At 65.6% G+C, this 23289-nt stretch carries 18 protein-coding genes and 2 pseudogenes; 9 read left to right on the top strand and 11 right to left on the bottom strand.

All coding sequences use genetic code 11. The features are described from left to right. From POR01S_RS01460 to POR01S_RS01440, 5 genes are all read right to left on the bottom strand, one after another. Positions 1 to 207: an MbtH family protein gene (locus POR01S_RS01460; protein ID WP_007160307.1), complete on the bottom strand. Its 207-nt coding sequence runs from the start codon at positions 205 to 207 to the stop codon at positions 1 to 3. Positions 208 to 229: 22 nt separating this feature from the next. Next, positions 230 to 1483, bottom strand: a complete 1254-nt coding sequence (fes, locus tag POR01S_RS01455) for an enterochelin esterase (RefSeq protein ID WP_042133227.1) — start codon at positions 1481 to 1483, stop codon at positions 230 to 232. 83 nt (positions 1484 to 1566) lie between these two features. After that, complete coding sequence (locus POR01S_RS01450; RefSeq protein ID WP_042133226.1) at positions 1567 to 3756, bottom strand: TonB-dependent siderophore receptor; 2190 nt, start codon at positions 3754 to 3756, stop codon at positions 1567 to 1569. Between the two features lie 288 nt (positions 3757 to 4044). Further along, positions 4045 to 4308 (bottom strand): hypothetical protein, encoded by a 264-nt coding sequence (locus POR01S_RS01445; RefSeq protein WP_007160310.1) that lies wholly within the window; start codon positions 4306 to 4308, stop codon positions 4045 to 4047. A gap of 304 nt (positions 4309 to 4612) precedes the next feature. Next, on the bottom strand, positions 4613 to 4894 hold the full coding sequence (locus POR01S_RS01440) for a hypothetical protein (protein WP_042133224.1): 282 nt from the start codon (positions 4892 to 4894) through the stop codon (positions 4613 to 4615). Between the two features lie 402 nt (positions 4895 to 5296). Here POR01S_RS01440 and POR01S_RS24195 point away from each other — a divergent pair. The 3 genes and pseudogenes from POR01S_RS24195 to POR01S_RS01430 form a co-directional block, all read left to right on the top strand. Then, positions 5297 to 6424 (top strand): annotated as a pseudogene (locus POR01S_RS24195) (HAMP domain-containing protein); the annotation flags it as partial. A 144-nt stretch (positions 6425 to 6568) separates the two neighbouring features. Beyond that, positions 6569 to 7282, top strand: a complete 714-nt coding sequence (locus tag POR01S_RS24190) for a methyl-accepting chemotaxis protein (RefSeq protein WP_391564030.1) — start codon at positions 6569 to 6571, stop codon at positions 7280 to 7282. Positions 7283 to 7296: 14 nt separating this feature from the next. Beyond that, positions 7297 to 8217, top strand: coding sequence for a substrate-binding domain-containing protein (locus POR01S_RS01430; protein WP_042133222.1), 921 nt, complete (start codon positions 7297 to 7299; stop codon positions 8215 to 8217). 100 nt (positions 8218 to 8317) lie between these two features. Here the strand turns inward: POR01S_RS01430 and POR01S_RS01425 are convergent, their stop codons facing one another. From POR01S_RS01425 to POR01S_RS01415, 3 genes are all read right to left on the bottom strand, one after another. Continuing rightward, positions 8318 to 11362, bottom strand: a complete 3045-nt coding sequence (locus tag POR01S_RS01425) for an autotransporter domain-containing protein (protein WP_222932052.1) — start codon at positions 11360 to 11362, stop codon at positions 8318 to 8320. A gap of 212 nt (positions 11363 to 11574) precedes the next feature. After that, positions 11575 to 12099, bottom strand: a complete 525-nt coding sequence (locus POR01S_RS01420) for a GNAT family N-acetyltransferase (RefSeq protein WP_042133219.1) — start codon at positions 12097 to 12099, stop codon at positions 11575 to 11577. 76 nt (positions 12100 to 12175) lie between these two features. Continuing rightward, the gene (locus POR01S_RS01415; protein WP_100168972.1) at positions 12176 to 12418 is read right to left on the bottom strand and encodes a DUF1654 domain-containing protein; all 243 of its coding nucleotides are present in this window, start codon (positions 12416 to 12418) and stop codon (positions 12176 to 12178) included. A 399-nt stretch (positions 12419 to 12817) separates the two neighbouring features. Here POR01S_RS01415 and POR01S_RS24185 point away from each other — a divergent pair. The 3 genes and pseudogenes from POR01S_RS24185 to POR01S_RS01405 all read left to right on the top strand — a co-directional run. After that, positions 12818 to 13924, top strand: a pseudogene (locus POR01S_RS24185) (methyl-accepting chemotaxis protein); the annotation flags it as partial. Then, positions 13910 to 14782, top strand: a complete 873-nt coding sequence (locus POR01S_RS24180) for a methyl-accepting chemotaxis protein (protein WP_376781523.1) — start codon at positions 13910 to 13912, stop codon at positions 14780 to 14782. The pseudogene POR01S_RS24185 and the gene POR01S_RS24180, both read left to right, overlap by 15 nt. 183 nt (positions 14783 to 14965) lie before the next feature. Beyond that, positions 14966 to 16957, top strand: a complete 1992-nt coding sequence (locus POR01S_RS01405) for a putative bifunctional diguanylate cyclase/phosphodiesterase (RefSeq protein ID WP_042133214.1) — start codon at positions 14966 to 14968, stop codon at positions 16955 to 16957. Positions 16958 to 17011: 54 nt separating this feature from the next. On the opposite strand, the gene POR01S_RS01400 is transcribed toward POR01S_RS01405, so the two are convergent. From POR01S_RS01400 to POR01S_RS01390, 3 genes are all read right to left on the bottom strand, one after another. Next, positions 17012 to 17410, bottom strand: a complete 399-nt coding sequence (locus POR01S_RS01400) for a hypothetical protein (protein WP_042133212.1) — start codon at positions 17408 to 17410, stop codon at positions 17012 to 17014. Positions 17411 to 17634: 224 nt separating this feature from the next. Continuing rightward, positions 17635 to 17964: a hypothetical protein gene (locus POR01S_RS01395; RefSeq protein WP_156044999.1), complete on the bottom strand. Its 330-nt coding sequence runs from the start codon at positions 17962 to 17964 to the stop codon at positions 17635 to 17637. A gap of 409 nt (positions 17965 to 18373) precedes the next feature. Then, positions 18374 to 18766, bottom strand: a complete 393-nt coding sequence (locus POR01S_RS01390; protein ID WP_042133280.1) for a RidA family protein — start codon at positions 18764 to 18766, stop codon at positions 18374 to 18376. A gap of 312 nt (positions 18767 to 19078) precedes the next feature. Between POR01S_RS01390 and POR01S_RS01385 the strand changes: the two genes are divergently transcribed. From POR01S_RS01385 to POR01S_RS24095, 3 genes are all read left to right on the top strand, one after another. After that, entirely contained in the window at positions 19079 to 20704 is a 1626-nt protein-coding gene (locus tag POR01S_RS01385; protein ID WP_042133209.1) for a methyl-accepting chemotaxis protein, read from the top strand. A 620-nt stretch (positions 20705 to 21324) separates the two neighbouring features. Then, positions 21325 to 21558: an AEC family transporter gene (locus POR01S_RS01380; protein WP_042133208.1), complete on the top strand. Its 234-nt coding sequence runs from the start codon at positions 21325 to 21327 to the stop codon at positions 21556 to 21558. A 323-nt stretch (positions 21559 to 21881) separates the two neighbouring features. After that, positions 21882 to 23195, top strand: coding sequence for a methyl-accepting chemotaxis protein (locus tag POR01S_RS24095; protein WP_042133206.1), 1314 nt, complete (start codon positions 21882 to 21884; stop codon positions 23193 to 23195). Positions 23196 to 23289: the final 94 nt, after the last annotated feature.

The raw sequence follows: 23289 nt of genomic DNA, 5'->3' as shown, positions 1-23289 counted from the left end.
TCAGGAAAGCAGGGAGGCGACCGGGCGGATATCGCGCCAGTGGCTGGCTAGCCAGTCGTCGCAGGCCGCGCGCGGCGCCGGTCCGAACACCGGCTCCCAGCCGGCGGGAACGGTCATGGCCTCGGGCCAGAGGCTGCACTGACCCCGGGCATTGCGCAGGATCAGCAGCACCTGGGCGGGATCGTCGAAGGGATTGAGAGCGTCCATCGGACCTCCTGGCAAATAGGGATTAACGCTGGGCGTCGGCGGTGACCCGGGGTCGCCAGAGCTGGACCAGGCCATCGAGCAGCCCGCCGCGCCACCAGAGGGCGTCGTGCCCCCCATCGATCTCGCGATAGTCGAGCACGTGGCCCTGCTCGCGCAGGCGCGGGACCAGGGCCCGGGAGGCTTCGAGGATGGCCGGCTCGCGCAGCCCGGCCTCGATGAACAGCCGCAGGGGGTGGGTGCTCCCCTGCCCGCTCGCCAGTGCCTCGAACAGCCGTCCTGGCGCGCCGCGCTGCGGCCACCAGAAGGACCCGGACTGACTCAGGGCGCAGCCGAAGCGCTCCGGCCAATGCAGCGCGGCATAGAGCGCCGCCAGCCCGCCAAAGCTCTGCCCGGCGACCACGGTCGTGGACGACGACTGCGCATGGGGCGCCCAGTCGCGCACCTGGGGCAGCAGTTCTTCCTGCAACGCCAACCAGAATTCCGGATTGCAGGGCAACTCGCTGCCGCGCAGGGCGCGGTCGCTGTTGTCGATCAGCAGATAGACCGCCTCCGGCAGTTGCCCGGCCGCGGTGAGCTGCTGCAGTGGCGCGCCCACGGGCATCGTCTGCGCCCAGAACTGCCCATCCAGCAGGATGGCCAGCGGCCGCTCCATAGGGGTGGTATTACCGGTGGCGAAGACCCACACCGGACGGCTGTTGCCCAGCCGTGCACTCTGCCACTCGTACTGTTGCAGACTCGGCCAGGCCGTTGGCGCCAGGCTGCGGTCGGCATCGAACGCCGCCCAGGCCGGCTGGGCAGGCGCCTCCGGCAGGTGCACGCCCGACACCGCCAGCCCTCGCCCACCCTGCCAGGCGCGTCGCGGATTGAGCCGATCGGCCTGGGCCAGGGGAAAGACGCTGCGCCACCAGAGGCGGATGCCCTGGAGATCGGGTTGGGCTTCGCCTTCGAAGGGCGCTGGCTCCCCGCTGGGGATCAGGCAGTAGCTGCCGCGCCAGCGGCCATCCAGTTCGGTCTCCCAGGCCCAGACATCGGTGCCTGGCAGGCGCCGCAGACTCTGCGGCAGGCCCGGTTGGTGATGGTCGGTGACCCCGGTGATGTTGAGCCAGACCCGCTGGGTGCCGGAGCGCCCGGCCAGCCCTTCGGGATCGCGCCAGACAAAGGTCAGGCGATAGCGTCCGTCTGCAGTGGGCTCGATCAGCGGCGTGCCACGACAGGCCACGGCTTGCCACCAGGGCTCGCTGCCCACGTCGTCCCGCTGGAAAAGTGAATCTTTCATCGCATCAAGGTACATCGTCGCAAGGATCGTCATGGCCTGCATCGCGCTGGCCGACCTGGGCCCTGCCCGGGTCGGCCTGGGACTCAGAAGTCGTAGCGCGCCCCGACCATCACGCTGCGCGAGGGGCCCTGGAAGTTGAAGGTGGAAACCGAACCTACGCGCGACCAGTATTCCTTGTCGAGGAGGTTGTTTACGTCCAGGGTCGCGGTCAATTGCTTGGTGACCGGATAGGAGAACTTGGCATCCACCGTGGCATAGCCCGGGGCGGAGACGGTGACGCCGGAGGTCTGGTTGGTCTGGGAGAAATCGCTCATGGCGGTCACCCCGCCACCGATGCTCAGGCCGGTCAGCGGACCGCCCGCCAGGGTGTACTTGGTCCACAGCGAGGCCATGTGCTTGGGCATGGCCTCGAACAGGGTGTTGCCATCGCCACTGAGGTTCTGGGTATCCATGTAGGTGTAGCCGGCGAGCATTTCCCACTGCTCGGTGAGCTTGCCGCTGACCTCGATCTCGGCGCCTTTCACCCGCGTCTTGCCGGACGCTTCGGAATAGGTGGTGATGGCCACACCGTTGGCGTCGAAAGGTCGGGTAGCCCGGTTCTCATCCGTCAGCTGGAAGATCGACAGCCGCGCATTCATGTCGCCGTTGAAATAGCTGCCCTTGATACCGACCTCGTACTGGTCACCCTCGCGCGGATCGATGGCCTTGCCCTGGGCATCCAGCTCGCTCTGCGGCTTGTAGACCTTGGAATAGCTCGCATAGAGGGAATGGTAGTCGTCGAGATCATAGACGGTACCCAGATAGGGGGTGACGAAGCCGCTGTGCTTCTGGCTCTCCCCCGCCTCGGCCCCGCTGGCCAGGGTGGTGGTATAGGCCTCGCCCCTGTACCAGGAAACGCGGGCACCGCCGATCAGCGCCAGGCGCTCGATGGGGCGGAAGGTGACCTTGGAATAGAGGCCGAATTCGCGATCCTCGCCGCTGTAGTCGGTCTGGTAGACGCGCGCCGGCTTGGCGAAGCGGGTCGGCGAATAGCTGTTCACATTGACCGTACCCAGGACGCTGTTGCCGTTCTGGTAGTCGGTGTCGTAGTGCTTGTAGTCGGTCCCCACGACGAATTCGCTGACCTGACCCAGGGTCTCGAACGGCTGGCTGTAGCTGGCGTCGAGGGAATAGGCGTCCTGCTCGAAGTCCCGGGTGCTGGCGCGGATGCTGGTGTTGCCGTTGGCCTGCACCGCCCCGCCGGTGAAGGCATAGAGGTAGTCCGCCTCCCGATGCGAGGCCCGGGCGGCGAGGCGCCCATAGCCACCGTTATCGAATCTGTGGGTCAGCTCGAAGATGCCGTCGGTGGTCTTGCCGTCGAAGTAGTTCCAGTCCGCCCCCAGGAAACGCGACTGGCTGAAGTCCAGCAGATTGCCCTGGGCATCGGTGGGATAGCCATTGTGCGGGGTGAGGTTCTTGACCTGATGGATCAGGCCAAAGGAGATCTGGGTGGCGTCGGACAGGTCGATGTCCAGGTCGCCGTAATAGCTCTGGTCGGTGTTGGCGTTGTAGTCCACCTCGCCATTGGTGTCGGCGCGGGAGGCGACGAAGCGACCCCGGACATTCTTGCTTTCGGTGAGCGGACCGGCCAGGTCGATTTCCTGGTAGTTGGTGTCCCAGGAGCCGTAGCGCCCGGTGATGTGCCCCTGGAAGTCCTCGGTGCCGCGCTTGCGCACCATGTTGACGATGCCGCCCAGCTCGCTGGTGCTGTTGAACAGCCCCGAGGGCCCGCGCATGATCTCGACCCGGTCGAAGGGCGAGAGAATGGGCACGGTGCCGAAGATGCTGGTCATGGGCGCCGGCAGGCCGTCGATGTTGTATTCGTCGTACTCGTAACCACGCGAATAGATGGAGGAGCGCCCGCTGTCGTTGGTCAGCACCCGCAGGCCGGCGGTGGACTTGGCCAGCTCGTCCAGGGTGTTGAAGTTGCGATCCTTGATGTAGTCGCTGGTGTAGGAGGTGATCGACTGGGGAATGTCACGCAGGGCGGCCGGCGTCTTGGTGCCCACGGTCGCCGAATCCACGGTATAGCCGCCGGTCTGTTCCGAGGGCGCCATGTCGTAGAGGCGATTGCCTTCGATGGTCAGGGTGTCCAGTTCCGTGGCGTTCTGCTCGGCCACCGTGGCGGCCAGGGCCGTCAGCGGAAAGGGAATCAGCGCGCCGATCAGAAGCAGCTGACGGAGAGCCCCGCGGCGAAGGCGGACGGGCTGGCAGAGGGTTCCTTGGGTGTTCATGGTGATCCTTGTGACCGTGGCGTTGCAGCCGACGCCGTGCACTGGAAGGCTGCTGTTCGCGTCGTCGCGCGAGGGCCAGCACTTTAAATGATAAAAACTCTCATTATCAAATGTTACGTTAAGCAATAGCTGTTCGCATTGCCAACGCCAGGCAGCCGTGATCCACGCCCAGGGGTCAGGACGCAATCAGGAAAGGATGCGGAAAAAGACGGATCGACCGGACCGGGAGGGTCCAGTCACAGGAGCAGGCCAGGTGTGAGCAGGCCGGAGGGAGAAGCCCGGCGGTCGTTAGAGACCGGAAACCGCTGGGGTCTTGGCCGCTACCTGGCCAATCACCGGACTGGGCAGCCGGCAGACGATTTCGCCGATGGCGTTCATCCGCGCCAGACCACCGTCACCCTTGCAGGCGTGGTAATCGGCGAGGTGCTCGGAGGGCGAGTTGCGCAGGCCCTGATCGAGCGCCACCACAAGGGCGATGACCCCCAGGCCCAGGGCGACGATTTCGAACGTGCTGCGGGCACGATACCAGTGGATCGGTCGCGAAGGGCTCATGGCGGCTCCGGAGGATGGACGAATAGTGGCGAAGTGGCTCCTACTCTAATCGTCCTGGCCCGGATGTAAACAGCCGTTGCTCGCCTGGACGACAGCTGTCGTCGGCTCGTCAACGGCCGCCGGTTGGCCGCCCGTCAGTGCGCCACCCTGACCTTCCGCCCCGGAATTCCGGGGTGCGGTAGCCAGCAGGCTTCGTCATCCGCCTGAGCCACCGGCAACCGTGGCCGCCCTACCCTGCGCCCAGCGGCTGCGAGCAACGCGGCGATTCGCCCACTGCCGGCCGGCAAGGGAGGCGGAGCTTAGGTCAGGGATTTTCCTTGCTGGGCGTCTTGATATAGCCGGGCACGGCGGAATCGGGGGGCGTATTGCGCCCTTCGGTGGCCGCGGCTTCATTGGCCTGGGCCCGGTCTTCCTGCGCCTTGGACTGCTCCTTGGAGGCCCGCTCGACCTTGCCCTCGGCCGCCTTCTCCTGGGCCTTCTGGCTATGGGCCTGGGCATCCTGGGCATGGTCTTCGGAGGTCTTGTCGCACGCGGTCAGGGTTGCGGCGGTAGCCAGTACGAGGGAGCACAGCAGAGCTTTGGACATCGGGTATTCCTGAAAAAAGAGACCTTTCAGGGACCTGGAGAAGCACCGGTTGGTTTCTGCCCCGCCGCGCCGGCTTTGCGACCTGAGGTGTCCGTCGCATGGCGACCACGGAGGAACGCGCGCCGCATGCCTGGAGGTGGCGGATCTGGGATCGCCAGGTAGCGTCCCTCGCGCCTTGCCCAAAGAGCGAACCGGCCCGCCAGCCCCTGGCACGGGTGGCGGACGCCACGGACGACAGCTGATCGCCTGGCCAAGGCCGCACGTCCGCGGACGATGCGGCCAGGTCCGGTGATGCGACTAGGCTGACAGCACGTTGGCCATGGACGGTAGCGGGACGCTCGATCGGGTCCCGGCGCTGATGGCCTCCTGCCTCGACACCGATAACAAAAGCAGGGAACCAGCATGACGATTCTTCAACGCGTGGTCGGCGGCATCGCACTTCTGGTGCTCTTGCTGCTGGGCATCGTCGCCGTGAGCTTCAACAGTACCCAGTCCATCCATGAGCGGCTGACGGTCATCACCGAGCAATCCGCGCCGCTCGGCCAGGCCGTTGGCGAGATCAACGTGCAGTTGCTGGGGGCCAACCAGACCCTGCTCGGCCTGCTGGCCGAGACCGACGCCGCGGCGATCGCCACCCGCGAAAAGCAATTCCAGCAGCAGTTCGCCGACTACCTGCAGCTGCACCAGCGCCTGCCGGCGCTGTTGCGCGCCCATGACCAGCTGACCCAGGCGCTCGATCAAGAGCAGAAGCTGGGCAATGCCTATGGCGACCAGGCGAAGACCCTCATCGACGGCTACCGCCAGCTGGTCGCCATCCGCCGCGAAACCCGCACCCTGCAGGGCTATGCCACGCCGGAGGCCAATCGGCTGTCCAGCTATCTGCAGGCCTACAGCGCGCAACAGAAGGCCGAAGGCGCCACCGCAGCCGTCCGCGCCGCCCAGATGCTGCTGATCGAAACGGACAAGACCTACGCCGCCTTCGCCGCCCAGGCGGCACGCCTGGATCTGCCAGGACTGGATGTGGTGCTCAACCAGCAGCAGGATGTCATCACCGATCGCCTGCGCGCCCTGGCCGCCATCGACGAGCGCAGCGCGCGCATCGTGGGGGTGATGGTCACCCGCCTCCTGCACGAGATGACCGCGCCCGATGGCCTGCGCCAGGCCTATCAGCGGCAGGCCGCGGCCGAAGGCCAGTTCGACGCCCAGCGCCAGCGCACCGGCACCGCCCTGCAGGCGACCCTGGACGCCCTGCGTACCCTCAGCGCCGGCGCCGTGGCCGTGGCCCAGCAGGCCAAGAGCGATACCGACGCCACCGTGGCCACCAGCCGCCAGGTGCTCGCCATCGTCACCCTGCTGGCGATCGGCGCGGCCCTGATCATCGGCCTCTGGGTCGCGCGTGGCCTGCGGCGCCCGCTGCTGGCCTTTCGCGAGTCGCTGCGCCAGGTCACGGCCGGCGATCTGCGGGTCCATTTCGATGTGCGCCGCAAGGACGAATTCAGCGAACTGGGCAGCTATCTCAACGAACTAATCCGCTCGCTGCAGACCACGGTGCAGACCCTCACTCAGTCGGCCGACGACCTCTGGGGTACCGCCCAGGCCAATGCCGACATCAGTGCCAGCACCACCCGCGCCGTGGAAGAGCAGACCGAGCGTCTCGGCTCCGCCGCCTCGGCGATGACGCAGATGGAAAGCACCGTGGCCGAGGTGGCCCAGCGCGCCCTCGACACCAAGGATGCCGTCGACCACACCTTCCAGCTGAGCACCACGACCGGCACCACCGTCGCCGAGACCATCGATAGCATCCAGCGCCAGGCGCGGCAGATCCAGGTCGCCGCCCAGGCCACCGATGAGCTGCAGGGCTATGGCCAGAGCATCGACGGCATCGTCGATGCCATCCGCAACATCGCCGAGCAGACCAACCTGCTGGCCCTCAACGCCGCCATCGAGGCGGCTCGCGCCGGTGAACAGGGGCGCGGTTTCGCCGTGGTCGCCGACGAGGTGCGTTCCCTCGCCAGTCGTACCCAGGCCTCCACCACCGAAATCCAGCAGCAGATCGAACAGATGCAGCAGAAGATCCATTCGGTGGTGGAAATCATGGGGGTGAGTCGTGCCCAGTCCGGCGAGTGCGTGCAACTGGCCTCTTCCGCCCGGGAAGCCCTGCAGAGCATGAGCCAGGCGGTCGGCACCATCCGCGAGATGAACACCCAGATCGCCGCCGCCACCGAAGAACAGAGCGCCACCGTCCAGGAGACCAGTCGCATGATGGTGCAGATCAACGACGCCGCGCTCCGCGCCGCGGAAGGCGCCGACAGCGCCGCCCGCAGCAGCGAGGACCTTTCGCTCATGGCCAGCCGGCAGCGCGAGCTGCTGCAACGCTTCAGTGTCTGATCGGGGACCGACTCATGTTCAAGCCCAAGCTTCGTCTTCTCGCCAGTCTCGTCCTGGCCGCCACCTGGGTAAACCTGGCCCAGGCCAACGCGCCGCTCATCGGTGTCCTGACCTCCAAGCGCGACAACTTCCGCACCCTGCTGATCAACAACGTCGAGGAGCGCGCCCATACCCTGGACGCGGACCTCTTCCTGGAAAACGCCAACAGTGACAGCGCCCTGCAGCTGCGCCAGTACCGCAACCTGATCGCCGCCCACGTCGATGCGGTCATCGTCAATCTGATCGACGACAGCAATACCCAGGAGATGCTGTCCCTGGCGATGAGCAGCAAGGTGCCGCTGGTGTTCATCAACTACCGCCCCAGCGTCTCTCCCCTGCCCGCCTATGCCGGCTTCGTCGGCTCCGACGAGGTGGAAGCCGCGACGATGCAGATGGAGGAGCTGGCCCGCCGCGCCGGTTACAAGGGCAAGGTGGCGATCCTCATGGGCGAACCGGGTCACCCGGCGACCAAGCTGCGCACCGAGAGCGTCGAGAAGGTAGTGGCCAAGTATCCCGACATGCAGGTGGTGGTGAAGGCCTCGGCCAACTGGCAGCGCAGCGAGGCGACCGAACGCGTCCTGCAGTGGGTCGACAAGGGCGTGGCCTTCGACATCGTCGCCGCCAACAACGATGAGATGGCCATCGGTGCCATCCGTGGCCTGGAAAAGGCTGGCAAGCCGCTGGCGAAGTATCTGGTGGGCGGCATCGACGGCACGCCCGATGGCTTGCAGGAAATGCGCGAGGGCAAGTTGGCCGTCAGCGTGCTGCAGGATGCCAAGGGCCAGGGTCAGGGCGCGGTGGACATGGCCTTGCGCCTGGCCAATGGCTCCACCAGCAGCAATCTCACCCGGGTCCCCTTCCAGCTGATCACGCCGGACAACCTGGCGTCCTTCTAACCCGGAAAGCAGGCGAGGCCATCCGTCTCCGGTGGCCTCGCCCGTCTTCAGTACCCAGTACCAGATGCCCGATTTGCTCGCGCGCTCGGGACGCCTATCCTCAGAAGCGCCAGCTGAGTCGCGCGTCGAGGTCCTGGTCCTTGGTCCGACCGCTCAGTTGTCCGTCATAACCCAGGCCCAGCGAGACCGTCTCGCTCAGCGCCAGGTCCAGCGCCCCGCGCACCACCGCCGCGTCACGCGCGATGGGCGCCCCCACCACCTTGAACGCCGGGCCGCCAGCGAAGGCCGCCTCATGCTCGGGGGTGGTGTCGCCAAAGGCGTGGCGCCAGCCCAGGGTGGCACTCGGCACCAGCTTCCAGTCACCCAGCGGTTTGCTCGCCAGGCGCAGGCCGAGGGTGCTGAAGGTCACGTCGGTATTCTGCCGCGGATTGTCCAGGTCCAGCGCCCCGCTACGCTCGTGGAAGCCGTCGGTCTGCAGGTGCACATGGGCCAGACTGGCGAAGGGCGAAAGATTCAGGCTCCCCGCCTCGATCCGATAGGCCAGCTCGCCGAAGGCCTGGGTGGTGCCGGCGTCGTAGTCCGGCGCCAGGCGCTGGTCGGTGCCGAGGATCGCCAGGTTGCGCCGTGCCTCCACCTGGTGCCAGCTATGGGCCAGGCCCAGCTTGAGGCTGAGGGCATCCCACTGTTGGCCTGCATAGAGGCCCAGGTGGTAGTCGGTGCTGTCCGCCGAGCCGGATTCGCCACGCAGGTCGAGATCGGTGTGGCCGAAGCCCACCAGCCCGCCGACGCGCCAGCCGCCGTCCAGGGGTACGTCGCTGCCGATCAGCAGGCCGCGGCTGTGGCTGTCCAGGCTGCTGGCGTCATGACTGCCGTCGTTGTGGCCCCAGGCGCCGAGGGCCTGGGTCCAGACCAGTCCGCGCTCGCGACTGCCGGCCAGACCCTGGATGCCGGAGCTGGACGGGAGCTCGCTCTGCGCATCGCTCAGGCGATCGCTCATGGCAGTGCGCACCAGCCGGCTGTTTTCCACCAGCACGGTCTTGGTCGAGGCGTGCAGTTCGTTGCCCAGGCTCTGGAACGTCGAGCCTGCCCCCGCGGCATTGGTCGCGGCGACCTGGTTCCAGAGTGCATTGCCGGCGCCGGCGCGATCCAGGCCCGCAGCGGCAGCCCGGGCGTTACGGCCCTCGGCCAGGTCGGCGAAGGCCACGCCATTGCGCGCCAGACTCAGGGTCGCCTGGTTGGCGCCATAGCTCAGGGTCGGGGTCAGGAAGGCGAAGTCGGACTGGATCGGGCCGAAGCGCCCGCTCAGCCCGTTGCCCGCGCTCAGCAGCTGATAGCTGCCCAGCGGCTGCCAGTAGGGACTGGAAACCAATGCCAGGGTGGCGCCATTGACGGTGATACCGCCCGTGGCCACCAGGCGATCGGCGCGGCCGCTGGCATCGGTCTCGACCTGGTAGACGGAGCCCTGGTCGAGGGTGACGTTGCCGTTGACGTTGAGCTGGCCCACCGAGTTGCCGGGCGCGAGGATGCCGCCCTGGGCCACGCGCAGGCTGCCGAGACTGCCATTGCCACCGAGGGTGGCGCCCGAGTTGACGGTGACCGCCGAATGCCCGAGGTTGCCGTCGATGGCCAGGCGGCCCTGGTCGACGCGGGTGGTGCCGGCGAAGTCGCTGTTGCCGGTCAGGCTCAGGGAGCCGACCCCGGTCTTTACCAGGCTGCCGTTGCCGTGCAGGTTGTTGGCCAGGCTGTCGTTGACCGACTGATCCAGCACCAGGGTGGCGTTGTCGGTGATGTCGCCGCTGCCGAAGGCCCGGGCATGACCGCGCAGGGTACCGCCGTTGATCAGCGTGCCGCCGCTGTAGGTGTTGAAGCCGCTGAGGGTGAGTTCGCCGCTGCCGTTCTTGGTCAGGCTGCCGCTGCCGCCGATGTCGTTGCGCCAGGCGTCGCGGGCGTTGAAGCCACCCTGGCTCGCATCCATGTTCACGCTGACATTGCCATTGAAGGCGCCGTAGCCGTCGGCCGCGGCCATCAGATTGAGCCGGCCGTAGCCGTTGGATTCGTCGATGACCGCATAGCCCGAAGACAGCTCGGTGCTGGCCAGGATGTCGCGGCGCTGACTGGCGGTGAGATACGGAAAGCGCGTTTCCAGCAAGACCTCGGCGTTGACCGGCACCACCGGCGCCAGGTTGGTCGGGCCGACGGGGGCGAAGCCATAGGTCAGGCGGGCGGTGTACAGCGCCTTGTCCTGGGCATGCTGGGATTGCTGATCGGTGGCCGGATCGATCCTGTCCACGCAGTTGTTGATGTCGCCGCCACATTGCTGGGCGAAGTAGACCTGGGCCTGGGCGAAGGCATCGCTGCGCAGCTGGGCGTTGTTGACCAGGTTGTCGATGGCGAAATAGGTGGCGGTGATGCGCCCGCCAATCACGTCCAGCGGCGAGTGCATGCCGGCGACGATGCGGTTGTTGCCCAGCTCCGAGGCGCGGAACAGTTCCTCGCCCAGGCGCTGGGGCACGGCATAGCCGAAGCCGATCCCGGCGAGATAGGCGGCGTTGGTGTGGCCGCTGGGAAAGCCGCCGTCGCTCTGCGGTGTGGTGCTGAGGGCCGGGCGCAACGACAGCGGCACGATGTCCACGCCCGCCTGGCGCCAGGGCCGCGGATACTGGTAGGCATTCTTGGCCGGGGTGGTGGAGGCATCGTTGCGGATCGCCTGGACCAGTTGCACCACCTTGCCCAGCTGCGAATTGGCGTCGCCGGCGCCATTGCCGTTGTCGCTGTACTTGGTGGTCTGGGTGGAGGCATCGAACACCGGGATGGTGGTGAAGGCGCCGGAGCCGGCCAGGTAGCCATTGGCCAGGGAACCCAGGCCGCTGATCAGGCTGTAGCTCTGGTCGCGGCGGTCATCGTAGTAGGCCGCTATCTCCTGGGCCTGGGTGCGGGTCTTCGCGAGGTCGACCACGTACTGGATATTGCGCTGCAGAATGGGCGCCCCGAAGGCGGTGGGCGTGCCGGTGTTCCAGCTGGCGCCGGGCGTCCAGAGCTTGTTGTAGCCGGATAGCAGATCGACGCCATTGATGGCGTTGTTGCCCGAACGGCTGGCTGCCTGCACCGAAAGTGCCAACAGCGACGCCGCGAATGCGATCGTCAACACCGCGGGTTTGTTACCTGAACGTTTCACCAGCGCTTCCCCTTGGGCCTGTGGATACAACTTGTTACAAGCTGTCTTGGGGCGGCGAGCCTAGAGCGGTGATGTGACGGTGTGGCGGCGGTTCGAAGGCAGTTTTACGACATCTTATGAAGCCCAGCACCACGACTCGCAGGCCGCAGCGGCAACGGTGCTTCGTATGTGGTGAGCGGGTCCTAACCGAGGCGCAACCTGTCCAGATCGCACCAGAGGTGCAGCTTGGTGAACCAGGTATCTCCCACGGCGACCGCCAGCGGCTCTCTGCCGAAGACGCTGAAGCCTGCCTGCTCGTACAGCGCCAGAGCGGCCTGATTGCCCTCGGTGACCGTGAGCTGGACGACCCTCAGGTCGGGCCAGGTCGCTGCCTGGGCCAGCAATTCGCCGAGCAGACCTTTCGCCAGGCCCAGCCGCCGGTGCCGATCGGGCACGTACAGGCCGAACAGGGTGGCCTTGTGCCGAGCCTTTTCCCTCGTCTCGTGGCTCAGCCCCACCACGCCCAGCAGCTCCGCGCCCTGGGTCGCGCCCCAGACCCGCTCCCCTGCTCCGTCACCCTCCTGCAGACGACGCTCCCACCACTCGAGCGGCAGCCCGGCCCGCTCTGCAGGACTGGAGGTGAAGGCTTCCGGATGCCTGGCATAGGCGTCCAGCATCAACTGGCGATAGGCGGGAGCCCAGGTCGGGCCCAGACGCTGGAAATTCATTGCCAACCTCCCTTTCAATCGACAATCCGCCCACCGAAGCCAAGGCGAATACGTTGGACGAGCCTGTCGCGTCCGCTCAGAAATCGTCGTAGCAGACCTTCCAGAACAGGTCGATGCTGCCGTCATCACGGTGGGCCACGATCAGCCCCTCGGTCTCCTCGAAGGCCTCGAGCAACAGCGCCCAGTCTTCGCTGCTGGCCTCCAGGCGCTCCACATGGACGTGCCTGTCGAGGACCCCGCGGGCGTTGTTGACCAGCCGCGAGACCCTCATCGTCAGACGGTCATAGGAAGTCAGCTGAGACGACTGGCTGTATGCCATGGGCGCAGCCTCCATACCTGTTTTTTTATACAGTATTTCCCGATTCGGGTAATTGGCAAGTTGCTGTCCGCTCCGGTCCACCAGCGAACAGTCCACGCCCTTGTCTCGGACCCTACCCGGCTTGTATCCGGCTGACCAGGCGGATACCCGAGCTCCCCTCGGCAGACCAGGCGCCGTCCATCCATAAATTGGCACCAACCATCCCCGGGAAAGATGTGACATGGATCACTTTTTCGCCGTTATGGTCAGACTTACCCGCTATGTCCAGGTCGCCCCTGGCGGGCACTCGCACCTGCCTTCGCCTCGGCGATTAACCGACGGCCCTGGAGGCTACGTCCAGGGTGGCAGGTATTCAACGTCCGTCCGCGGGCGAAAAACTATCGCGATAACAATTAACGCATGTCCGCCGAAGACTCGTCCTCGCCGGCCTCTATCCAGGTAGTCCTCATGCAGCACAATGGCTGGAATTTCCTCAGCAACATCAGCGTCCGGGCCAAGCTGGCGCTTGGCTTCTCCCTGCTCATCGGCATGATCCTGCTGGTGGCCTACACCGGCTGGCAAGCCACGGACGCCCTGCGCGATCGCAGCGAACGAATCGGCGACATCTCCGGCTACAGCACCCTGGCGCGCGACATGCGCATCGAGCGCCTCGTCTATATCGTCAAGGCCGACGATGCCCAGGCGGCCAAATGGCTGGCCGCACTGGACAAGATCGAAGCTCAATTGCAGAGCATCGTCCCCAACTTCAACTCGAGGGCCAACGAAGCCCTGCTGAGCGAAGCCCAGGGCGCACTCAAGCGCTATCGGGACTTCTACACCCAGGTCGTGACCGCCACACGGGAGCGTGCGGCGATCCAGCAGGCGGCGACCGCCACGGCGGAAGCGGCCAACACCTATGTGCTGGCCTTGGCCACGGCGGCCAACGCCCCGGATGGGCGAGTCGAAGACCGCCAGCAGGTGGCGGCCCTCTTCATCGACCTGCAGCAGATGCGCATTGCCCTGCGTAGCTATGCCACCACGCCTACCAAGGAAAGCGAGGCCGCGGCCCAGGGTGCCCTGGACGGTATCCAGGCAAAGGTCAAACGACTCGCCACGACCAGCGCCTTGCCGACCGAGACGCTGCAGACGCTTGGCAACGAACTCGCCGGCTACCAGCAGCGCCTGCAACAGCTGATCACCGCCCAGGTCCAGGTGGATCAGGGCCAGGCCGGTATCACCACCACCATCACCACGCTGCTGTCGGTGGCCGACAAGCTGACCGCGATCCAGAAGGAATTCCAGCTGGCGGATGTGAGCGGTGCACGTCAGCTGTTGCTGGTATGGCTGGCCATCGCCATCGCCCTGGGCCTGCTGGGCGCCTGGCTGATCACCCGCTCCATCGTCCGCCCCCTGAAGGACACCGTCCTGCTGGCCCAGACGGTCGCCAACGGCGACTTCACCCATCAGCTGGAGGTGACCCGCAAGGATGAACTGGGCGCGCTGCAGCTCAGCATGCTGCAGATGACCACGAACCTGCGTGGACTCATTGGCGAGATGAAGGACGGCGTCGTCCAGGTCGCCAGTGCCGCCGAGCAGCTGTCGGCGGTGACCGAGCAGACCAGCGCCGGCGTGCAGGCGCAAAAGATCGAGACCGACCAGATCGCCACCGCGATGCAGGAGATGACGGCGACCACCCACGAGGTGGCGCGCAATGCCGGGGCAGCCGCCCGCTCGGCACAGGAGGCCAGTCAGCAGGCCCAGCAGGGCGACCAGGCGGTCGACAAGGCCGTCGCCCAGATCGAACTGCTGGCGCAGGAAATGGCATCCACCAAGGCGGCCATGGCCACCCTGCGCGGCCATGCCGATAGCATCGGCGGCGTGCTCGACGTGATCAAGGCCGTCTCCGAGCAGACCAATCTGCTGGCGCTCAATGCCGCCATCGAAGCCGCTCGCGCCGGCGAGGCGGGCCGCGGCTTCGCGGTGGTCGCCGACGAAGTCCGCGGCCTGGCCCAGCGCACCCGCTCCTCGACCGACGAGATCGCCCAGCTCATCACCGGCCTGCATCAGAGCACCGATCGCATGGCGGCCGTGCTCGACCACAACGTGCAGTTGACCGACAGCAGCGTCGGCCTGTCGCGCGAGGCGGGCGAAATGCTCAAGCGCATCACCCGCTCGGTCAAGGACATCGAATCGATGAACGATCAGATCGCCTGCGCTGCGGAACAGCAGGGTGCGGCGGGCGAAGAGATCAGTCGCAACGTCACCAATGTCCGCGACATTTCCGACCAGACCGCGGCCGCCAGCGAAGAGACGGCCTCCTCGAGCATGGAGTTGGCCCGCATCGGCGTACGCCTGCAGGAGATGACCACCCGCTTCAAGGTCTGAAAAACGCCCAGCCCCCTGCACAGCGACCTGTGACAGGGGGCTCGGACCGTCAGGTTCTCCAACTCAACCACTGGTCATCTGGGACGAATCTCCAAACGAGAAGGCGGTCACAGAATGCCATCATATTGACATTACACGTCTATCTTCGGACGTCGCTATCCACCCTGTCAGCCCGGGCTTGCCATGAAAACCTCCCCAGAGCTGGGTCGGCTCGTCGATCAAACGCTTGCCCAGCCGGTCGGGCCCTTTGCCTTCGCCCCGGTGCTGGAGCGCCTGTTTCAGCTGGACATCCATAAGCAGCGCACGCGTCACCTCACGCGCTGCCTGCTCATCGGCACCCTGAGCTACAACAGCTTTCTGATCTGGTGGTGGCTGCTGCTGCAAGACGCCCTGCCCTGGGCGGCCGCCCAGATGCTGGGGATCGCCACACCCTTCGCGCTGTTGGTCGTGGTGCTGCTGCGCGGGGTACCGACGCGCTGGCGCGAAACCCTGGCCTCGCTGCCGTTCTATGTCGGCCTGCTGGTGGTCTACAACCTGGTGATCAATGGCCCGTCGGGCAGGGAGATGAACCAGACGCTGTTCATCTTTACCTGGCCGCTGATGCTGGCCTTCGTCAACACCTGCATGAAGAGTCCGCTGCTGCCGGCCCTGCTGTTCAATGGCTTCGCCCTGTCGGTGATCGCCCTGGCCGTCCATGAAGCGCCGGTGTCACCGATCGTGGGTGGGCTGATGATGACCAACGCCATCGTCATGGCCTTCTTTTCCCTGTTGGCCAGCTACTGGCTGAACGTCGAAGGGCGCCGCTCCTATCTCTACAAGCTGCGTGAAGAAGTCCGCCTGGCGTCACTCAATTCGGCCAACCAGGATCTGCAGATCCTCTCGGAAACGGATTCCCTCACCGGCCTCGCCAATCGGCGTCAGCTCCATCTGCTGCTGGAGGCCTTCTGGCAGCGGCGCCTGGCCGGCGAACAGGGGGCCGTACTGCTGATCGACGTGGATCACTTCAAGCGCTACAACGACTACTACGGCCACCTTGCCGGGGATGATTGCCTGCGCACCGTGGCCAAGGCCCTGGCGGTCGGGTTGGGCCCGGGTGACAGGGTCGGTCGCTATGGCGGCGAGGAGTTCGTCGTGCTGCTGGAGCGGATCGGTCCGGCCGCCGCGCTGGACGTGGCCGAGACCATCCTGCAACGCGTTCGCGACCTGCGGATCCCGCACCAGGGCCGCCAGGATGACAAGACCCAGGTCACCGTCAGCATCGGCATCGCCCGCAGCGGTCTTGCCGGCCTGAGCACCGCGGAGGACCTGCTCGACTGTGCGGATCGCGCCCTCTACCGCGCCAAGCGCGATGGCCGGGACCGGGTCTTCGAGGGCGGCATCGATGCCATCCTAGGCGCGCCTCTGGACCATGCCGAGCTGCTCACGCCGGAAGATGTCCGCAAGGGGCTGGTGGGCAACGAATTCCTGCTGCACTACCAGCCCATCTACCGCGTCGAGCCCAGGCAGGTGACGGGTTACGAGGCGCTGCTGCGCTGGCAGCACCCAACCCTGGGCCTGGTCTCGCCCGAGGTGTTCATCCCGCTGGCCGAACAGGGCAACTTCATCATCGCCCTGGGCGAATGGGTGGTGAAGGAGGCCTGTCTCGCGGCCAGTCAGTGGCCCCCGCACCTGAGCGTCTCCATCAATCTCTCGCCGCTGCAATTCGCCGATCCCATGCTGCACGAGCGGGTGTCCGCGGCCCTCAGACTCTCGCGCCTGGCGCCGAATCGTCTGGTGCTGGAAGTCACCGAAGGGGTGGAACTGGTCATAGATACCCGGACCCGCCAGTCCTTCGCCCTCCTCCAGCTGCTGGGCATCCGCATGGCCCTGGACGACTTCGGCAGCGGCTTCGCCGGCCTGGGCCCCATCCTCGAACTGCCCTTCCAGTTGATCAAGATCGATCGGCGGATCCTGGCGATCCAGGATGAGGAACAGCGCGGCGAGGTGCTGAGCTCCCTGTTGCTGCTGGGCAAGGCCATGAAGCTGGAGGTGCTCTGCGAAGGCGTGGAAACCCCGGAACAACTGGCGCTGCTGCAGCAGCTGGGGGTCCGGCTCGCCCAGGGCTATCTGCTGGGCAGGCCGGCGGCCGCGCCGAGCGGTCAGCAATTGCAGCTGATGGCGTCCCTGGAAGCCTGAGGCCCGGCCGCTGGCCGCCCATGACGGCAGCCTGCAGAGCGGCCACCGGCCCGTTTAGAAGATCGCCAGGCTATCCAGGACCGCCGTGTAGAGCGCGGTCCCGTAGGTGACCACGCCGAGCGGCACCCCCACGGCGGCGCCCAGGATCAGGGCGCAGACCAGTAGCGCCACCAGCGGTATCCCGAACACGGGCTGCACCAGAAAGTGGCCAGGGTCGGTCTGCCCGGCCGCCTTGGCCTTGGACGCCGCTGCCGGGTTGCCGGCGTCGGAACGGGAGCGCGTGGCGGGCGCAGGCTGCTCACGCCCGGGCCTGGCCTTGCCTTCCATCTCGATCAGGTTGGCGATATCGGCGAGGGTGCCGCTGTTGCGGGTGATCTGCTCATGAGCAGCGCGGAGGGAGTCGGGCTTGGCCGTGCGGCCTGCACCGCGAGGAGGTCTTCGTGAGGCGGTCATAGTGCAAGAAACGGCGGAGAAGGCGCTTAGAATGACACAGACTGAGGTTAGGGTTGTTAACCTTAATCGCATGCATGGCCAATTGCCACTACCTCTTTTCCTGCAGCAAGGCCTGGGTGCGCCATGAGTGCCCAACGACCCTGGTGCCGGCAAGTCAGAGGCGGCCTGGGTAGGAATCTGCCTGAGCGCCTTTCGACAGACCGACAACCCGCCTCAGGAGGACCTCAGGGTGCTGACTTCGCCGGTACCTGCTTGAGCAGCGGAACGCTGATTTCTTCTTCGGCCTCCAGCGCGGCCAGCGCCAGGTGAATGGCTTCGAGTCGCTCCTGTGCCGAGTAGTCTTCCCCGTGGTCTGGCAGCTCCAGCTGTGGCTCGGGGCCGCCAGGGGTCGGCCATTCGCAGGCGTCAGCGCGGCCTGCAGCGAAATGGTGGGCCAGGGTTTCCAGCGAGGGAACGGGCGGCGGCTCACCCCCTTCAGCCGCCTGGGCGGCCTCGCTCGGGTCCGGCCTACCCATGCGCTCGGGCGCAGCGCCCTGCTGGAGGTACAGCGCCACCGCTGTCCCCTCGCCCTGACCCTTGGCGGTCAACGCCGTCTAGGTGCGCGCCAGTTCGAGGGTGGGCACTATCCCGGCCTGGTACAGGGCCAACAGCTCGGCATCGACATAGCCCAGCAAGAGGTAATTCGTTGACGTTTCACTGCCATCTGCCCGCATCTCAGTGCTTCCTGAACCGGTTGAAGAATCGCGCTCGTGGGTCGCGCGGTGAATGCTGCGGCCGACATTCTGCCGGCGCTGTCGATCGCTAGGCAGGAAAGATCGCTCGCGCGAGCAGACCGGTGCTCTCGAGGCAGTTGAACGCAGCAAATTCGCTTGTGGAAACCGCACCTGCCGTGACGTGTGAAGTGGAGGCGGTAAGGCACAGATCACCCCGAATGCCAGCCCCATCTGCCGCAGCCGGCCAGGTCTATCGCTGCACGGCGATGCACTTGATCTCCGCGAGGAGTCCGGCATGGGCCAGTTCGGCGACGCCGATGCAGGTCCAGGCGCACGTCCCCCTGGGAAAAAGCGCATCCTTCACGCGCCTGAACACTGGCATGTGCCTGGGCAGGTCGACGTGGAACGTCGTCAGCTCGACCACGTCCTGGAAGGTGCAGCCACCCGCGGCCAGGACAGTGCGAAGATTTTCCCAGGCTGCCCGGAATTGCTGCTCGGGGTCCTCGATCACCTCCAGGTCCGGCGTGCGGCCCACCTGCCCTGCGCAATAGAGCGTCTTGCCGACCTTCACGGCGGGGACATAACCCGCACGCTCCACGAGCAGGCTCATGCTGTCAGGGATGATCAACTGGCGGTCTGTCATCGTCTTCGCGCTCACGGCCATAGCCACAGAAAGCACAGGCTAACAACAGCCGCGGTCCGCGGCCTAGCCCCGGCCTTTCCTGGGCTGCCTCGAGCGTCTGTCCTTTCGGGCGCCGTCCCAACCCCCTGGAGTGACGGTCAGGGTCACTCATCCCGCAGACGACTGTCGCTTTCGGCGGAAGCCCGTACCGACTGCCCGGATTCAAGCCCTCACAGCGAAAATCGGCTGAAACACGCGTTCTAGACAGCTTTTCCCCAAGTTTCCGCAACCCTTGCCGTTACGTTTCTCACACTCCTCAACCGGTACATGGATATGACCCTTCGCGCGTTCAACATCGCCACCCGCAGCCTGCTGTGCTTCGGCCTCCTCGCCTTGCTGGTAGCCGGGCTGGGTATTTTCGGCATCACCCAGATGTCGCAGATCAGGGACCAGAGTCTGGTGATCGAAACGAGCAGCATCCCGGGGATCGTGGAAGCCGATAACCTGGCCCTGCAACTGGCCCGGACCCGCATCGAGGTGCTGCGCCTGCTGGCCATACCTGATGCCGCTACCGTCGCCAACACGCGCAAGAAGATCGAGAGCATCAGTGGCGAGGTCGCCGACGCCTTCGGCCGCTATGCCGGCATGGTCAGCTCCGACCGTGAGCGCCAGGCCTTCGAGACCCTGCGCCAGGTCCACCGGGACTACCTCAACAATGTCAACAAATTGGCCGATCTGGTCGCCGCCGGCAAGGTGGAAGAAGGCCGGGCCCTGGTGCAGGCGGCCATGGCCCAACTGGGCACCAAGATGAACGAGAGCACCGAGGCCCTGCGCAAGGTGAACCAGGAGGACGTCAAGGCAGCCACCGAGGACGCGGGCATCACCTATAGCCACTCCAAGACGATCACCTGGCTGTCCATCGGCCTCGCGCTGGGCCTGACCCTCCTGCTGGCCTGGCGCATGACGGTCAGCCTGACCTACCCCATAGCCACCGCGGTGGCCGCGGCCAGGGTCATTGCCAGCGGCGACCTGACCCAGACCCTGGACGCCCGTGGTCACGATGAGGCTGCCCAACTGCTGCAGGCCATGCAGCAGATGCAGACCAATCTACGCGACACCCTGGGCCATCTGGGCCAGTCGGCCACCCAGCTGGCCTCCGCCGCCGAGGAAATGACCGCCGTCATGCAGGAGAGCGCCAACCGCCTGCAGCAGCAGAACAGCGAGATCGAGATGGCCGCCACCGCGGTGACCGAGATGAGCCAGGCGGTCGAGGAAGTGGCCGGCAACGCCACCTCCACCTCCACCGATTCGCGCCAGGCCGCGGCCAGCGCGCGTGACGGCCAGCAGCAGCTGGGCAATACCCTGGTTGCGATCGAGACCCTGACCGACAACGTGATGAGCGCCAGCGATCGCGCTCGCGAGCTGGCCGAACAGACCCGCAATATCAGCCAGGTCCTCGACGTCATCCGCTCGGTGGCCGAGCAGACCAACCTGCTGGCGCTCAATGCGGCCATCGAAGCCGCGCGGGCAGGCGATGCCGGTCGCGGCTTCGCGGTGGTGGCGGACGAGGTCCGGGGCCTGGCCCAGCGTACTGGGGACAGCACGCGCGAAATCGAGAAGATGATCGGCAGCATCCAGCACGGTACCGGCCAGACCGTGAATGCCTTGCTGACCAGTGCCGACCAGGCGCGCCAGACCCGCGAACAGGCGCAGGCCGCCAGTGGCGCCCTGGAGACCATCGCCCAGTCGGTGTCGGGTATCGATGAGCGAAATCTGGTGATCGCTAGTGCCGCGGAGGAACAGGCGCAGGTGGCCCGTGAGGTCGACCGCAATCTGGTACGGATCCGCGATCTGTCGGTCCAGACGGCGACCGGCGCAGAACAGACCCGCGCCGCCAGCCAGCAGCTGTCTGAACTGGCGGTTGAGCTGAATGGGCAGATTCGGCGATTCCGCGTGTAGATGTCGCCGACCCTCCAGATACCACCTCCCCTCCCGGGTCCTGTCGGCAACCGGCCGGCAGGCTGACGCAGGGTTGCGACCCGTCGAGTACGACCCGATCCGGGTGATACTCGACGGGCCCCGAGCCGTACCGAGCGAGCGCTAGGACGGAGTAACGATGACGTCGTTCGAGTGAGAGGACGGCGTCGCCGTGATCGGCAGAGCGCGCCAACCTGACTTCTGGACCTCTAGCTCTGCGGAACGCAGCGTCAAGGACCTCGGAGCCATCTAGACGGCCTGCGTAACGCCCTAAGTCGTCCCGGCCTGGCCGTCGCACGGTGAAATATCTATCTGCCTGATATTGAAATTAGACCAAGGTCTTAATCCGACGAACGGTGTATCGGCTATGTAAACGAACATGTCCCTTTGCCATCATAGAAAAGGCAGAGGGTCTTTGTAGAGCCTTTGAAACGCAGCGGAGCCCGTTGTATCGCTTACCTGCGTGCCTACACCGCCTTGCCCTCCTCCACTACCGACAGCCTTACGCGGAATTGGGAGTTTCGGATGTCAAGCCGTTCATTCGCTGATCCAAGGCACTCTGGCAATGCGCTCTTTGTCTCCGTGACGGCGAGGCAGCGGCCATGATCGAAACCATTTCTCAGGCACTCGCCCCCATCATCTTCGTCACGGCCCTGGGCTGGTGCGCCGGCCGCTGGGGCATCCTGCAACAGACGGCGAGCAAGCCTCTCGCCACCTTCGTGGTCACCTTCGCCCTGCCTATTGCGCTGCTGCTCGCCGCCGCCAAAACCCGTCCCGAGCAGATTCTCAACCTGCCCTATGTGGCAACCCTGGCGTCCGGCCTGATCGGGATCTGATCGCCGGCGGTCAAGATCCCGCTCATGAAGCTCAGCATCGATCCACAGCTGTGGCGAATGCTGTAGGACAAGCAGCGGATGATTCAGGGCCGGGTGCAACTGGCCCATTCCGTAATGGACTCGCTGGGCCGTTTGAAACCGCCCTATCGTCTGTGTTTTACCGATGGGCCTCCGCGAGTCTCTGCGCCGTCGCCGCACATTGACCGCACGTTCGATATGCAACCCAGCTTTAATATCGCGTTAAAGATAATTGCGCTCGTGCCGACATCTGATATCAAACAGACATCACATGTCCGGCCATACCACCTATCTGGAACCGCCCTATGTCCATCCTTCAGCATCTGTCCATCATGCGTGGTCTCGACGTAATCGCTTCCGCTGTCGAGCGTCCCGAGGCCGCAGCCAGGCTCGATTCGCTCACCGGGCCAGCCCCGGTGCGCAGGGTAGCTGAAGGCCTGAAGGTACTGCTGGCTCGCCAGGGGACACTCGGCGCCCAGTTGCACGAGATGCAAAGCGAGATCGAACAGCTGACCGCTCGCCTCGCCGAGCGCGAAGCCGCGGCTGACCGTTTGGCAACCCGCTTCGACCTGGTCAATCGTGCTACCAGTGAAGGCCTGTGGGATATGGAAGTGGTCGCCGGAGATCCGGTCAACCCGCGTAATGCGTTCTGGTGGTCGGATCAGTTTCGCGCCCTGCTGGGCTTTCGCAACGAGCAGGACTTCCCGAACGAGCTCGGAAGCTGGGCCAATCGGCTACACCCGGAGGACAGCAAACCGACTCTGGACGCATTCGCCCGGCACCTGAATGATCGCAGCGGCAACACCCCCTATGACATCGAATACCGGGTAGCGACCAAGAGCGGCGAATATCGCTGGTTTCGTGCGAGCGGCGAGACCCTCCGCGACGCCAAGGGTACGCCGCTGCGTGTGGCGGGCTCCCTCAGGGACATCCATGATCAGCGCCAGCGCGATGCTGAACTCGAGGTGACCCTGACGCGTTTCGAGCTTGCCCGCGAAATGCTCAACGATGGTCTCTGGGACATGGAGGTGATAGCGGGCGATCCGGTCAATCCGCAGAATCCCTTCTGGTGGTCGCCCCAGTTCCGCCGCCTGCTGGGATTCGAGACGGTCGAAGAATTTCCCGATGTTCTCGACAGCTGGGCGTCCCGCCTGCATCCAGAGGACAAGCAACGCAGCATCGAGGCCTTTGGTGCCCACCTCAACGACCGCAGTGGCAAGACGGGCTTCGATATCACCTACCGCCTGAAATTGAAGGATGGCAGCTACCGCTGGTTCCGGGCGCGGGGTCAGACCCGACGCGCCCATGACGGAACGCCCCTGCGGGTGGTGGGTGCCCTGACCGATATCCATGCCACCCATGAGCAGAATGCCCTTCGCGACTCTCAGCAGGCCCAGCATCGCGAGATGGAAGAAAACCTGAAGAACGTCACCGATATCGTCAGTTCGATCCAGGGCATCGCCGCCCAGACCAACCTGCTGGCGCTCAATGCCGCGATCGAAGCGGCACGAGCCGGCGAGGCCGGACGAGGCTTTGCGGTGGTAGCCGACGAAGTTCGCAAGCTGGCTACGCGCACGTCCGAAGCGACGCAGCGGGCGGCCACCATGATTCAACAGTGACGGTGCGCACGCCTTGGCTGCCTGGCCTGAACCGCCAACTGGCGGTGCAGTCAGCTAGAGAGAGTGCTCCAGCTCATCTTTCAGGTTGGCTTAT

It is taken from the genome of Pseudomonas oryzihabitans NBRC 102199 (genome assembly GCF_000730625.1).
Lineage (GTDB): Bacteria > Pseudomonadota > Gammaproteobacteria > Pseudomonadales > Pseudomonadaceae > Chryseomonas > Chryseomonas oryzihabitans.
Note: the sequence above shows the minus strand (reverse complement) of the source record. Positions and strands in the feature narration are given on the sequence as shown.

Excerpts from the sequence above, each read along its gene's own strand:
- POR01S_RS01420 (WP_042133219.1), bottom strand. The coding sequence starts at position 12,099 with ATGAATTTCCAGCGTCTGGGCCCGACCTGGGCTCCCGCCTATCGCCAG.
- POR01S_RS01460 (WP_007160307.1), bottom strand. The coding sequence starts at position 207 with ATGGACGCTCTCAATCCCTTCGACGATCCCGCCCAGGTGCTGCTGATC.
- POR01S_RS01450 (WP_042133226.1), bottom strand. The coding sequence starts at position 3,756 with ATGAACACCCAAGGAACCCTCTGCCAGCCCGTCCGCCTTCGCCGCGGG.
- POR01S_RS01430 (WP_042133222.1), top strand. The coding sequence starts at position 7,297 with ATGTTCAAGCCCAAGCTTCGTCTTCTCGCCAGTCTCGTCCTGGCCGCC.
- POR01S_RS01405 (WP_042133214.1), top strand. The coding sequence starts at position 14,966 with ATGAAAACCTCCCCAGAGCTGGGTCGGCTCGTCGATCAAACGCTTGCC.
- fes (WP_042133227.1), bottom strand. The coding sequence starts at position 1,483 with ATGAAAGATTCACTTTTCCAGCGGGACGACGTGGGCAGCGAGCCCTGG.
- POR01S_RS01385 (WP_042133209.1), top strand. The coding sequence starts at position 19,079 with ATGACCCTTCGCGCGTTCAACATCGCCACCCGCAGCCTGCTGTGCTTC.
- POR01S_RS01415 (WP_100168972.1), bottom strand. The coding sequence starts at position 12,418 with ATGGCATACAGCCAGTCGTCTCAGCTGACTTCCTATGACCGTCTGACG.
- POR01S_RS24180 (WP_376781523.1), top strand. The coding sequence starts at position 13,910 with ATGCTGCAGATGACCACGAACCTGCGTGGACTCATTGGCGAGATGAAG.
- POR01S_RS01390 (WP_042133280.1), bottom strand. The coding sequence starts at position 18,766 with ATGACAGACCGCCAGTTGATCATCCCTGACAGCATGAGCCTGCTCGTG.
- POR01S_RS01445 (WP_007160310.1), bottom strand. The coding sequence starts at position 4,308 with ATGAGCCCTTCGCGACCGATCCACTGGTATCGTGCCCGCAGCACGTTC.
- POR01S_RS01400 (WP_042133212.1), bottom strand. The coding sequence starts at position 17,410 with ATGACCGCCTCACGAAGACCTCCTCGCGGTGCAGGCCGCACGGCCAAG.
- POR01S_RS24190 (WP_391564030.1), top strand. The coding sequence starts at position 6,569 with ATGACGCAGATGGAAAGCACCGTGGCCGAGGTGGCCCAGCGCGCCCTC.
- POR01S_RS01380 (WP_042133208.1), top strand. The coding sequence starts at position 21,325 with ATGATCGAAACCATTTCTCAGGCACTCGCCCCCATCATCTTCGTCACG.
- POR01S_RS01440 (WP_042133224.1), bottom strand. The coding sequence starts at position 4,894 with ATGTCCAAAGCTCTGCTGTGCTCCCTCGTACTGGCTACCGCCGCAACC.
- POR01S_RS24095 (WP_042133206.1), top strand. The coding sequence starts at position 21,882 with ATGTCCATCCTTCAGCATCTGTCCATCATGCGTGGTCTCGACGTAATC.